Origin of the sequence: Bradyrhizobium hipponense (assembly GCF_008123965.1) — a bacterium.
Lineage (GTDB): Bacteria > Pseudomonadota > Alphaproteobacteria > Rhizobiales > Xanthobacteraceae > Bradyrhizobium > Bradyrhizobium hipponense.
The window spans coordinates 71,792-84,395 of sequence record NZ_VSTH01000079.1; the positions used below are offsets into that span (position 1 = coordinate 71,792).

The following is a 12,604-nucleotide window of genomic DNA, read 5'->3' on the forward strand; positions in this document are numbered from 1 at the left end:
GCATGCACTCCCGCAGATCAAAACTGCCGTGGCACGATCGGCGCCTTGCGGCCACGCCCCCAGAACACGAACAGCGCGAGCGCCAGCAGCAGGAGATTGACCGGCGTGACCTCAGCCTCGCCGCGCGAGATGTGGAAGACCATCGCAAAGACCTGCAGCACGCCGCAGCCGAGCGCAGCCAGCACCGTCAGCCGCGGCAGGATCCGCGTCAGTGCCGGCAACAGGATGCCGATCCCGCCGGCGAGATCGACCAGGCCGACGGCGCGAACGAACGCTTCGGAGTACTGGCCGGCCCAGGGCATCATCGCTGCAAGCTGGGGAATGGGCGCGAGCAGCTTGACCAGTCCGGCAGAGGCGAAGGCCAAGAAGATCAGGGCCTGGGCGGCCCAGAGGCCGATCCGAAGGGCCCGGCCGGGCGGGGTGGTTTCGATCGCGGTGGCGGACATGGTGTGCTCCTGACAGTTGAAGGTCGCCACCATCTGATAGTTTCACCATCCTTGATCATTATGCGTTATGGGATACGTTCATTTCCTGTATGTTGATGATGCTCCTATGGATTCCCTGGTCAGCATGAGGGTGTTTTGCCAGGTTGCGGAGCTGAAGAGCTTTGCGGCCGCGGCGGAGCGCCTGCGCATCTCGCCCGCGATGGCGAGCAAGCACGTGATGCAGCTCGAGAAGCGGCTGGGCACACGGCTGCTGAACCGGACCAGCCGGCGCGTCAGCCTGAGCGAAAGCGGCATGCTCTATTTCGAGCAGGCGCGCCAGATGCTCGATTCGCTCGACGAGGTCGAAGCCGCCGTCAGCAATGCGACCGTGATTCCACGCGGCATGTTGCGACTGACCGCGCCGGTCTGGATGGCGAACGCAATGTTCGCGGGAATTTTGGCCGACTATCAGGCCCGCTATCCCGAAGTGCGGCTCGACGTCGATCTCAGCGGGCGAATGGTCAACCTGGTCGAGGAAGGATTCGACCTCGCACTTCGCGCGACGGCAGCGATCGACGCAGCGCTGATCGCGCGGCCGATCACCAACGTCCCGTTCTACATGGTTGCAGCCCGGTGTACCTCAAACGTGCCGGACGCCCGGCGAAGCTGGCCGATCTCTCCGGCCAGACGCTGCTGCATTACGCGCTTTATCCGGGCGAAAGCTTCTCCTTCACGGGTGAGCATGGCGTCGAGACCGTCAAGCTCAATCCGGTCCTGCGCAGCGGCAACGAAACGCTGCTGCACATGGCGGCGCTGCAAGGCATGGGCCTCGCCTTCCTGCCGAAATGGCTGGTCGCGGATGACATCGCCGCCGGACGCCTGGAGCACGTCATCCCCGACCAGGTCATCTTCGTCGGAAAGCTGTTCGCGGTCTATCCGAGCCGCAAATATCTCTCCGCCAAGGTCCGGACCTTCATCGATTTCATCGCGGCCGACAAGCGGATGAGATAGCCGGCGCTACAGCGGTCTTCCGATCCAGGGAGGTTTCGGCTTGCGGCAGTTGGCTGCTCCCGCGATGCGATAGTTTTATGACAAGACAATCTATATTTGCATAGCGCCCCGTTTACTCCTAGCATCCCGCAGACGGAAGCTTTCCTTCCGGATTCGTTTTTCTTGTTTTGCCGTGCCGTTCGCCGCCCGCGCAGGGCCGTTGCACCAATGTGGCAGGTTTCTGCCGGCGCATTTCGCATATGTTGATTTCACGAGGGGGCTATTATGAGCATCAAGCCGACTCCAAGGATCGCCGCCGCGGCAAGGACGCGACTTGCGGGAGCCGCAGCGCAAATCCGGCATTCGATGTTGATGATCGAAGAGAGACGCCCCGGCGACGCAGAGCCCGAGCTGTCCCGCAAGGTGCAGGTCTATCAGGCGCGTACCGGGCTATCGATCGAGGAGGCGGATCGCAAGGTCGCCAAACCAGAGTCAGGTGCGGAGCGGATTTGGGGCAAAACCGTCGATTTCGTCGATGTAGCCTTTTTCGAGAGAGGCCGCCGTGCGGCGAGAGCGGTCGCACGCATCATCACCACCGATGGCGCCGCGGTCGGTACCGGCTTCCTGATCTCGCCGCATTTGTTGATGACGAACAATCACGTTATCGGTTCGACACAGGACGCGGCAGGTCTTCTCGCAGAGTTCGACTATGAGCGCGACATCAATGGCGTCATGCTGCAGGCGACGCGTTTCGCGTTTGATACGAAGGCCTGCTTCCTGACCAACGATCAGGACAACCTCGATTACACCGTCCTCGCCTTGGGGCGCCGTGTCACGGGAACCAAGGAGCTCGCCTCTTTCGGCTACATTCCGGTCAGCAGTGCCCGCAACAAGCACCAGCTCGGCGACTTCGTCAACATCCTCCAGCATCCCGACGGGCGCCCAAAGGAAGCCGTCGTCCGCGAGAACCAGCTGGTCGCGCGCACGGGCACCACTCTTGCGTATGTCGCAGACACGGAGCCGGGTGCATCAGGCTCGCCTGTTTGCAACGTGCTCTGGGCTCTGGTGGCGCTCCATCATTGGGGATCGCCCCATCGCGAGCTGACCGATGAATCCGGCAAGGAGATCGCGAAGACCGTCAACGAAGGCATTCGCGCGAGCTCGATCTATACGGATATGTCCACGCTGCGGAGCACGCTCGATCCGTCCGCGCAATCGATGATCGACGAGGCGCTGCGCGTAGGCCTGGAGGCCTTGCCGCAATCGTCGGTCGGCGAGACGCTGGCCGGCGAGAGTGCAATGCGCGATGCAGGCTCGGCCGCGTCGGTTTCGGTCGCCAAGGACGGCACTGCGACCTGGAGCATTCCGCTCACGGTCTCTGTGAAGCTTGGTGGGCTCCTTTCACCAATTCCCGAAACCGCGAGCGCGGCGCTGGCTTCGGGGCCGGCGATCCAGCCGGCAGGTGCCGAAGCCAGGCTCGAACTGGATCCCGACTACTCGGATCGATCCGGCTACGACCCTCGATTCCTGGGCGTCAGAATCGATCTGCCAAAACTCTCCCGTGCGCAGCAGGTTATCGCGGCGAAGAACACGGAAGCAGATGGGGGCGCTAATCCTTACGAGCTGAAATATCACCACTTCAGCGTGATCATGAACGGCAAGCGCCGTCTCGCCTTCCTGTCGGCGGTCAATATCGATGGCAGCACGTCGAAGGATTTCGACCGGTCCTCGGGCGTGATCAGCGATCCCATGGCCGACGGCGACGACTCGGAAGCATCGGAGCTCTGGTTTCCCGAGCACAGGATCAAGGATTCCCAGCAGACCCCGCGCGATTTCTACGAGGGACAGACGACCTTCGACGCCGACGGCAACCCGATTCTGGATAAGCGGAGGGGTGGCCATCGCAACCGTATGTTCCAGAAGGGTCATCTGACGCGGCGCCAGGATCCTTTGTGGGGCAATGACGACGATCTGATCCGCTACGCCAATGCCGATACGTTCCACGTGACCAATTGCGCGCCGCAGGTCGGCTTTTTCAACATGGGCGTTGGCAAGCGGCCCGGCTCGGAAGCGGCCGCCAAGCCTCATCCAGGCGGAAACCTCTATTGGCGCGCGCTGGAGGAATATGTTCTGTCCAATGCGCGCACCGATCGCCAGCGGGTGAGCGTCTTTACCGGACCGCTGTTCGATGACGAGAACGATTTTCCCTGGGATCGCGGCCGGTCCGACATGAGAGGATTCCTGGCGCCGCGAAAATTCTGGAAGCTCGTGTTGCGTGTTGATGGCGGTGCGCTCCAGGCGACCGCGCTGGTCGCAGACCAGTCGCCGCTCATCGACGTCTTGCCGGAAGCGATCCGGCGCGGGGAAGCTCTTCCGGCACCGCTGCCCTACGACAAGGTGAAGCAATATCACTGCAGCATCGCTGAACTCGAGAGGATTACCGGCTTCGAGTTCGGTACGAAGATTGCCGAGGCCGACACCTATTCATCGCGTGGCCAGCGTCGCGAGGTCAGCACTCTTGACGAACTCCTCCAGTCACGACGCTCACGTCGGCCGGCCAAGCAGGCGGCCAAGAAGGTCGCGAAAAAGGCTGCCAAGAAAGCAAAAAAGAGATGAGGCCGGTCCGGCGAATTGCCGGACCATTGCCTCGCTATCTCCGCACCTCGGAATCGGCTGCAGCATAGGTGTTCGCAATGACTGAACTGGTTCCCCTCAGGCTCTATACCGCCGAGGATCTGCTTTCTGGCTTCAATCCTTGGGATCCGCTCGGATACAGCCTCACCCGCGATTTTTCGATCTTCCGCAGATTCGTGCACGACGGCGGCGCGGTCCCTGCCTCGCTTGCGATTCGCACGGCGCAAGCCGATCACGATGCGGCCATCGCCGATGCGTTGCGGCAATTCCTCAAGGACTTGCGCCGGCCCCTGGTCGGCTTCATGGGCGGGCACGGCGTGCCGCGCAATTCGGACGCTTATGCCGACATCGCGCGACTGGCGCGGTTTCTCGCGCACAGGGGGTTCTTGATCGTGACCGGCGGCGGCCCCGGCATCATGGAGGCTGCGCATCTCGGCGTTGCCTTCTCCGCGTCGCCGGACGGCGACCTGGAGACGGCGCTGAAGGCCATTGCAGTTGAGCCCGTGGTGCCTTCGCTGGATGCCCTGTTCGATCCGGACGGAATGGTGTTGCCGGAGAAGCTCGAAGCCCTGGTCAAGGCGCGTCAATGGCTCAAGGTTGCGATCGAGGTCAGGAAGGCCGCGCCCGAAATCCTGCCCATCAGCCTTGCGATTCCGACGTGGCTCTATGGCGCGGAGCCCACCATGCCTTTCGCGACCCATTACGCGAAATATTATCAGAACAGCCTGCGCGAAGAGGCGCTCGTCAACAATTCGCGCGCCGGCATCATCTACGGCCAGGGCGGCGGTGGAACGATGCGCGAGGTCTTCCAGGATGTCGAACGAAACTACTACTTGCGGCGGGTCGAGGATTTCACCCCGATGATCTTTTTCGACCGCGGCGGCTACTGGACAAGCGATGCGGTCTACGACGGCGACGCGATCAAAAAGCGCGGCATTCGGCTTGACGCCTCGATACCCACGATATTGACCCTCGGCCTGCGCGGTGGCGGCATGGCGACCTCCGACGTCGATCTGTGCATCAACAAGATCAAGTTCACGGTCAACCATATGGAGATTGCGAACATCCTCGCCGGGCACGTCTCCGCCGCCGAGAAAAATCTCAATTTCGCGCTCGCGGCCCAGCCGATGAAGGTGACCAATTCGCGGATGAACCGTCACTAGGACGACCGAGGCACGGCCTTTCTGATTTCCGACCGGCTTTTGCTCATTGCGTGGCATATCCTGCCGGACCTCCAATCGGCGCAATCGGCGGTACTGCAACGGATACCAGAATAATGATGAGGGCGGTCGCATCCGAGGCGTGCCGGCAGGCGGTCGTGATTTGCTGCAGATGGCGTTGAGCCAGCAGGTTCACTCGGGACGAGCAACGTGGGATTCCTTGACGACAACGCTGAATTCGAGACGTGGCTACGCCAGCAATGCCGGGTCGTCGAGGACGATCTCGCGCACAAGCACAAGCGCATGAAGAAAAGCGCGTTCATCTTCCTGCGTGCGACCTATTTTCGCTGGGCGCGGCGCATCGAGACGATATGCCCGGCGCTGAAGACCGCTCCGCGTGTTCTCTCTGTCGGTGACACCCACACCGAAAATTACGGCACCTGGCGCGACCGGGAGGGGCGCCCCGTCTGGGGCATCAACGATTTCGACGAAGCCGCCGTCATTCCCTATCCGTTCGACCTGGTGCGGCTGGCCACGAGCGCCAGGCTCGCCGAGGACATGGCGATCGGCAACCGTGAGGTGGCGGCAGTTATCCTCGAAGGCTACAGGCTGGGACTGAAGAAGCCGCATCCCGCGCTCCTGGACGAGCACCAGACATGGATGCGGCGCTACGTCGCCTGCACCGATGAGGAACGGGCGGATTTCTGGCACGAGGTGAAGAGGTACCCGAATGCCACGCCGCCGCAGCCTGTTGCATCCGCCCTGAAGAGCAGCCTGCCGCCGGGTGCCACGCTGGTTCGCTTCGCCTCAGGAAGGGGGCGGCGGCCTCGGCCGGCCGCGTTTCGTCGCCATCGCCGATTGGCGCGGAGGCCAGATTGTCAGGGAAGCCAAGGCGCTGGTGCCCTCGGCCTGGGATTGGGCGCACGGCAACAAGGGTACGCCGCGCTTCATGACGCTCGCGACCGGAGCGCACCGCGCCCCCGATCCGCATCTCGCGCTGAAAGGGGGCTTTATCCTCCGGCGCATTGCGCCGGATTCGCGCAAGGTGGATCTTGGCGATCACCCCGGCGAAAGGCTCGAGCTCGACCTCTTGCGCGCCATGGGCGTCGACATCGGGGCGATCCATGCCGCGACAAAGGGGGCGTCTGCAAGAATTCTCGGCGATCTCAGAACGCGCAAGGCGGACTGGCTCTACGGCGAGGCAAAGGCCGCGGCCGAAGCGGTCGAGGAGGATCTTGCAGACTGGCGCGCGGCAAGGTGAGCGGACAAGACGCGCTGCGGCTGAATTACCGAATCAAAGACGGCTACAGCGACCTAGCAATCAGCAGCTTCATGATCTCGTTGGTGCCGCCATAGATCTTCTGGATGCGGGAATCGATGAAGATGCGCGAGATCGGATATTCCTGCATGTAGCCGTAGCCGCCGAACAGCTGGAGGCACTCGTCGGCGGTCTCGACCTGCTTTTCCGAGCACCAGTATTTCGCCATCGACGCGGTGACAGTGTCGAGATCCTTTGCGACCAGGCGCTCGATGCACCAGTCGACGAAGACGCGCGCGATCATCGCCTCGGTCTTGCGCTCGGCGAGCTTGAAGGCGGTGTTCTGAAACTCCATCAGCGGCTTGCCGAACGCTTTCCGCTCCTTGGTGTATTCGGTGGTGAGTTTGATCGCGCGCTCCATCGCGGCGACGGCGCCGACCGCGAGCGCCAGCCGTTCCTGCGGCAATTGCTGCATCAGCTGCACAAAGCCGTGGCCCTCCTCGCCGCCGAGCAGGTTTTCCGGCGGCACCGTGACGTTGTCGAAGAACAGCTCGGATGTGTCGGAGGCGTGCAGCCCGATCTTGTCGAGGTTACGCCCGCGCTTGTAACCGTCCGCGCCTGACGTCTCGACCACCATCAGCGAGATGCCCTTGGCGCCGGCATCGCCGGTGCGCGCGACGACAATGACGAGATCGGCGGCCTGGCCGTTGGTAATAAAAGTCTTCTGGCCGTTGATGACGTAGGAATTGCCCTGCTTCTTCGCTGTCGTCTTGACCGCCTGAAGATCCGAGCCGGTGCCGGGCTCGGTCATCGCGACGGCGCCGACCATCTCGCCCGAGGCCATCTTCGGCAGCCAGCGCTTCTTCTGGTCCTCCGAGCCGTAGTTGAGGATGTAGTGGGCGACGATGGCGCTGTGCACGGAGACGCCGGTCGTCAGTTCCGGCACCGTACTTTCGAGATCCTCCAGCACGGCGGCGTCGTAGGCGAAGTTCGCGCCTAAACCGCCATAGGCCTCAGGCACGCTCGCCAGCAGCGCGCCCATCTCGCCGAGCCCGCGCCAGGCAAAGCGGTCGACCATCTTCTGCTCGCGCCACTTTTCGGCATGCGGCGCCAGGTCCTTGGCGAGATACTTCCGGAACTGGTCGCGGAAGACATCGAGCTCTTCGGTCATCCAGGAGGAGCGGTAGGACATGGCGGCCTCGATCGTTGCTGGCGTTGCGCCCGCTCAGCCGTGCCACAAGGCGAGATGCGGGCGCAAGCCCGCCGCGTTGCTACGCCAGCCGCGGCCGCCCATGATTGTGTCTTGAGGCTGCGCCGTTACCCTATCCTGCCTGCGCGGTTTTGCCGCCGTCGATGATGAACTGGCCGCCCGTCGCGTAGGGATGATCGTCCGAGGCGAGCATCAGTGCGAAGGCCGCGATCTCCTCTGCCGTCGCCACGCGCTGCATGCCCGGCACATGGGCTTTGGCCCATTGCGCGATGGCCACGTGCCAGGCCGCATCGGGGAGATTTTCCATGCCGGCGAGCCGGCGGATGAACGGCGTGTCCGTGGTGCCGGGGATCAGGGTGTTGATGCGGATGCCGTATTGGGCATATTCGAGCGTCGCCGCTTGAACCATGCCGACAAGCCCGCGCTTGGCCGCGGAATAGGCCGAGCGGTTCGCCGTCGTGGCGATGGCGTTGGACGACGAGGTGACCACGATTGAACCACCCTTCTGCAGCATGTGCGGAATCTGGTACTTCATCGACAGGAACACGCCGCGCAGGTCGGTATTGATCACGTCGTCGAATTCGGCGGCGTTGTACTGATGCAGCGGTTTTTCTATGGAGATGCCCGCATTGTTGAAAGCCACGTCGAGGCGGCCATGAAGCTCGATCGTCTTGTCGACCAAGGCCTTGACCTCGGCCTCGTTGCGGACGTCGGCCCGAACGAACGCTGCGTTGCCACCGGCCGCCTTGATCTCGTCCTCCACCCGGGTCCCGCGCTCGACATTGCGTCCGCAGAACACCACCCTGCCGCCTTCAGCAGCGAACATGATCGCTGCGGCGCGGCCGATGCCCGAGGTGCCGCCGGTCACGATGATGGTCTTGTCGGCGAAGCGCCGCCTGCCGCTCGGTTTCTGCTGCGGCAGCGTTGCGCCCTGGCCGAGCGCCATGCCGCCGGCAAGTCCGCCGACGGCGCTCGCCAGCATGCCCAGCGCGGCGCCGCCGACCAGGTGACGCCGCTTTACGCGGGAGGGCGCGGTGCTATGCTGCATTTCGGTCATTTCGAACTCCCGGTCGATCGATCTAAACAGTGTTAAGATAGATAATTCGCAATCTGAACAGTGTCAAGATACGCATGACGAAGCCGAACGCGCGCGCCAGGCCGAGCCACAGGGTTCCGAAGCCCGAGGCCGGCTATCATCATGGTGAGCTACAGGAGGCCCTGATCGCGGCAAGCGAGGCCATTCTTGCTGAGCAAGGTGCCGAAGGTTTCACGTTGCGCGAGGCCGCCCGCCGCGCTGGCGTGTCCCCGGCCGCACCCTCGCATCATTTCGGCAATGCGCAGGGCCTGCTGACGGAGGTGGCGATTCGCGGCTATGAGGCGCTTGCCGGCGCGCTGCGGGATGCTGCGTCCGGCAGGCAGGGTGCGCGCGAAAAACTCCACGCCCAGGGCATGGCCTATGTCGAGTTCGCGCTGAAGCATCCCGGCCGCTTCCAGATGATGTTTGCCAACAAGCGCCTCGTCGCGGACGATGCGCGTCTGGCGCAGGCGAGCAGGGCGGCCGGCCACGAGTTCGAGATCATCATCGCGGAACTCGTCGGCGGCACTGCGAAGGAGGCGAAGACCGCGGCCGCGGCGGCCTGGTCGACCGTTCACGGCTTTGCCAAGCTTGCGCTCGAGGGGAAATTCGGCCCAGTGAGGAGCGAGGCCGAGCACCGCGAGATCATGACGACGCTCAATCGTGTCCTGAATTATCTCTGGCCGGTGGGCAGCGCGCGCCGCCAAGTGCAGATCGAGGATTGATCGCGCCATGACCGCCAAGGCTAGAGAGCTCAAGCTCGACATCGAGCGCATCGGCAGCGTCTCGGCGATCCTGACGCAGCCGGACAATGCACGCGCCTGCTACGTCCTTGCACATGGTGCTGGCGCCGATATGCGGCACGCGTTCATGGATAAGATCGCGGCCGGCCTGGCGAACCGCGGCATTGCGACGTTCCGCTTCAATTTTCCCTATATGGAGAAGAAGCAGGGGCGTCCCGACCAGCCGGCGGTCGCGCACGCCACCATCGGCGCGGCGGTGGCAGAGGCGGCGCAGCTGTGCCCCGGCGTGACGCTCGTCGCTGGCGGCAAATCGTTCGGCGGGCGCATGACGTCGCAGGCGCAGGCGAAGGCTCCGTTTTCCGGCGTAAAAGGGCTCGCCTTTCTCGGCTTTCCCCTGCATGCCGACAACAAGCCGTCGACCGAGCGCGCCGAGCATCTTGCCCGCGTCGACATCCCCATGCTGTTCCTTCAGGGCACGCGCGACCGGCTCGCCGATCTCGGCACCCTCAAGCCCGTCGTCGCGGGGCTCGGTCCGAAGGCGAGGTTGCATGAGGTCGAAGGCGGCGATCACTCCTTCGCGGTGCTGCGAAAGTCTGGCCGCAGCAATGACGAGGCGCTTGCGGAGGTGCTCGATACGCTCGCCGCTTGGATCGACGAGCTCGTCTGAAACTCACGCCGCATAAAGCCCCTTGTCGCGCGCCTTCTGGATCGCGAGCGCGGCGATCAGGTCGAGCGTCGGCGTCGACAGGCCGGCGGCGCGCGCGAAGGCGGCGGGTGCCTTCACCAGCACGTCGATCTCCATGGCGCGGCCGAGCTCGTAATCCTGCAGCAGCGACGGCTTGTGGTTGGGGGCGGGGCCGCTGCGTGACACGCGCTTGACCTCGGGGATGAAGTGCTGCGCGATCGCGTTGGCCTCGTTGAGCATGCGCGGAATGACCTCGGCAAAGGCCGGGTCGTCCCGCACGCCGCGCGCGGTCTGGCCGGTGAGCAGGCACAGCACCGAGAGCGACATGTTGGTCAGCAGCTTTGACCAGATCGCCTCGCGGATCTCGGCCACCGGCGGCGATTCCAGCCGTGCATCGTTCAGAACCCCGCGGAGCTTGGTGATGCGCTCGCAATTGCGGTCGTCGCATTCTCCGACCAGGAGGCGGTTGCGATCGGGCGTGAGGTTTTGCACCACGCCCGGTGCGATCACCTCGTTGGAGGAGAAGACCACCCCGCCGACGATCCGTTCTTTCGGAATGCAGGCGCGCAGCCGTCCACCCGGGTCGAGGAAGGAGATGTCGGGCGGGGTCGGGTGCCGCGGCGGCAGGCCGATCCCGTACCACCAGGGAATGCCGTTCTGGGCGAAGACGATCGCGGTGTCCTCGCCGAGCAATGGTTTGAGGCTGGCGACGAGCCCCTGAAGCGCGGTGGCTTTCAGCGTGCTGATGACGACGTCCTGCGGTCCGAGCTGGGCCGGATCGCCGGTGGCGTTCACCTTGGCGCTCACCTCGGAATCGCCGACGCGCAGCTTCAGGCCGCCCGCGCGTACCGCTTCGAGATGCGCGCCCCGCATCACGCACGAGACCTCATGGCCGGCACGGGCCAGCCTGACCGCGATGTGGCTGCCGACGGCGCCCGCGCCGAAAATGCAGATGCGCATGATGTGATGTCCCGTTCCTGATCGCTTTGCCTGGTCCCTTGGCTGCCGCCCGGTTCCAGCATGGCACAACCCGCCATGCGATGGACGCGGCCGCCCTACGACGGAAAGATATGGATCGCGGCGCGCGGCCTCGGCCATAGTGCGCAGCAAATGAAACGACCGGAGGATCGCCGATGACTGCCAGCCCCGTCCTGTGGACCCTAGATGAGCGTGGCGTCGCGACCGTGACCTTGAACCGTCCGGAGGTGAACAACGCCTATGACGGCGCATTAATCGCGGGCGTGCTCGCGGCCATGGATGAATTGGGCAAGAAGCCCAACCTTCGCGTCGTTGTGCTCAGGGGCAACGGCAAGCACTTTCAGGCCGGCGCCGATCTCAAATGGATCAACGGCGTGCGGTTGCAATCGGCTGAGGCGAACGAGGCGGCGTCCCGCGCGACGTTCGAGGCGGTGCAGCGGCTCAACACCTTGCCGATCCCGACCGTGGCATTGGTGCAGGGCGGCTGCTTCGGCGGCGGCACCGGCGTGATCTCCGCCTGCGATGTCGTCATCGCAGCCGACAATGCCCTGTTCTCGATCACTGAGGTGCGCTGGGGCCTGACCGCCGCGATCATCATTCCGCAACTCTGCGACGCCATCGGCGTGCGCCAGGTCCGCCGCTACGCACTTACCGGCGAACGCTTTGGCGCCGAGGACGCCCGCCGCATCGGCCTCGTGCATGAGGTCGTGCCGCTCGCCAATCTCGAAGCCGCCGGCGCAAAGGTGGTCGAGCAACTGCTCGCCAACGGGCCGGAGGCGATCGCGGAGACCAAGCGGCTCGCGCTGGAAAGCTCGTTCGGCGGCATGGCGGTGGACGATGCCGCCTATGCGCGGCTGGTTCACCTGCATTCGCTGAAACGGCAGAGCGCCGAGGCAGCGGAGGGGTTGGCGTCGTTCGCGGAAAAGCGGGTGGCGAATTGGGGCGGTGGCAAGGGCTGAGCGTTCGGCGCTCAGCAGCCGCGGCAGATGTTGTTGATGCTGCGGTAGACGGCTTCGTCGTCCTGCCGCATCTGCCGCGCTGATTCGAATGCCTTGCCGTTGTCAATCGGCGCGACGGGCTTGCGCTTCGCCGCGAGTTCTTCCTCCTGCCGCTTGTAGCAGGCCTCGCGATCGGGCTTGGCCTGGATGAAGCGGCAGTTCTGCTCCACAGCTGCGGCGGGGGCCACCGAGACCGCGAGCAGGATCAGGGCGGACAGAGCGAATTTCAAAAGCGTCGTATCCATCTGTTGAACCAAAGGTGCTTGTCGTCGCCCGGCTTGACCGGGCGACCCAGTACGCCGCGCCGCCTCCGTATACGTTCAGCCTCTCTGGAATACTGGATCGCCCGGTCAAGCCGGGCGATGACGGCGGAGCTTGGCGGCCCTTCTGTCAGGTCTACCTCGCGAGAGCAACTGCGATGTATGACGGCGTAGATCCTATGGGTGGC

General features: G+C 64.1%; 11 protein-coding genes and 2 pseudogenes. 8 read left to right on the plus strand and 5 right to left on the minus strand.

From position 1 onward, the window contains the following. Positions 1 to 17: 17 nt before the first annotated feature. Positions 18 to 446, minus strand: coding sequence for a DoxX family protein (locus tag FXV83_RS23955; protein ID WP_148741833.1), 429 nt, complete (start codon positions 444 to 446; stop codon positions 18 to 20). 106 nt (positions 447 to 552) lie between these two features. Between FXV83_RS23955 and FXV83_RS23960 the strand changes: the two are divergent. The 5 genes and pseudogenes from FXV83_RS23960 to FXV83_RS44215 all read left to right on the plus strand — a co-directional run bounded on the left by FXV83_RS23960 (position 553) and on the right by FXV83_RS44215 (position 6,470). Continuing rightward, a pseudogene (locus tag FXV83_RS23960) lies at positions 553 to 1,436 on the plus strand (LysR family transcriptional regulator). A 264-nt stretch (positions 1,437 to 1,700) separates the two neighbouring features. Beyond that, positions 1,701 to 4,031, plus strand: coding sequence for a DNA/RNA non-specific endonuclease (locus FXV83_RS23965; protein WP_148741834.1), 2,331 nt, complete (start codon positions 1,701 to 1,703; stop codon positions 4,029 to 4,031). Between the two features lie 77 nt (positions 4,032 to 4,108). After that, positions 4,109 to 5,212, plus strand: a complete 1,104-nt coding sequence (locus tag FXV83_RS23970; protein ID WP_148741835.1) for an SLOG cluster 4 domain-containing protein — start codon at positions 4,109 to 4,111, stop codon at positions 5,210 to 5,212. 300 nt (positions 5,213 to 5,512) lie between these two features. After that, positions 5,513 to 5,743 (plus strand): annotated as a pseudogene (locus FXV83_RS44210) (DUF2252 family protein); the annotation flags it as partial. Positions 5,744 to 5,993: 250 nt separating this feature from the next. Further along, complete coding sequence (locus FXV83_RS44215) at positions 5,994 to 6,470, plus strand: hypothetical protein (RefSeq protein WP_235940135.1); 477 nt, start codon at positions 5,994 to 5,996, stop codon at positions 6,468 to 6,470. 43 nt (positions 6,471 to 6,513) lie between these two features. Here FXV83_RS44215 and FXV83_RS23980 read toward each other — a convergent pair whose 3' ends face one another. Both FXV83_RS23980 and FXV83_RS23985 read right to left on the minus strand, forming a co-directional pair. Beyond that, positions 6,514 to 7,659, minus strand: coding sequence for an acyl-CoA dehydrogenase family protein (locus FXV83_RS23980; protein WP_148741836.1), 1,146 nt, complete (start codon positions 7,657 to 7,659; stop codon positions 6,514 to 6,516). A gap of 130 nt (positions 7,660 to 7,789) precedes the next feature. Continuing rightward, positions 7,790 to 8,734 carry an SDR family NAD(P)-dependent oxidoreductase gene (locus FXV83_RS23985; protein WP_235940129.1) on the minus strand — a complete coding sequence of 315 codons (945 nt, stop codon included), beginning with the start codon at positions 8,732 to 8,734 and terminating at the stop codon, positions 7,790 to 7,792. Between the two features lie 74 nt (positions 8,735 to 8,808). On the opposite strand from FXV83_RS23985, the gene FXV83_RS23990 reads away from it, so the two are divergent. After that, positions 8,809 to 9,477 carry a TetR/AcrR family transcriptional regulator gene (locus tag FXV83_RS23990; protein ID WP_148741837.1) on the plus strand — a complete coding sequence of 223 codons (669 nt, stop codon included), beginning with the start codon at positions 8,809 to 8,811 and terminating at the stop codon, positions 9,475 to 9,477. Between the two features lie 7 nt (positions 9,478 to 9,484). After that, positions 9,485 to 10,162 (plus strand): alpha/beta hydrolase family protein, encoded by a 678-nt coding sequence (locus FXV83_RS23995; protein ID WP_148741838.1) that lies wholly within the window; start codon positions 9,485 to 9,487, stop codon positions 10,160 to 10,162. Positions 10,163 to 10,165: 3 nt separating this feature from the next. Here the strand turns inward: FXV83_RS23995 and FXV83_RS24000 are convergent, their stop codons facing one another. After that, positions 10,166 to 11,140, minus strand: coding sequence for a ketopantoate reductase family protein (locus FXV83_RS24000; RefSeq protein ID WP_148741839.1), 975 nt, complete (start codon positions 11,138 to 11,140; stop codon positions 10,166 to 10,168). A 173-nt stretch (positions 11,141 to 11,313) separates the two neighbouring features. On the opposite strand from FXV83_RS24000, the gene FXV83_RS24005 reads away from it, so the two are divergent. Further along, positions 11,314 to 12,117: an enoyl-CoA hydratase-related protein gene (locus FXV83_RS24005; protein WP_148741840.1), complete on the plus strand. Its 804-nt coding sequence runs from the start codon at positions 11,314 to 11,316 to the stop codon at positions 12,115 to 12,117. A gap of 11 nt (positions 12,118 to 12,128) precedes the next feature. Here FXV83_RS24005 and FXV83_RS24010 read toward each other — a convergent pair whose 3' ends face one another. After that, the gene (locus FXV83_RS24010) at positions 12,129 to 12,401 is read right to left on the minus strand and encodes a hypothetical protein (protein WP_187436114.1); all 273 of its coding nucleotides are present in this window, start codon (positions 12,399 to 12,401) and stop codon (positions 12,129 to 12,131) included. Between the last annotated feature and the right edge of the window lie 203 nt (positions 12,402 to 12,604).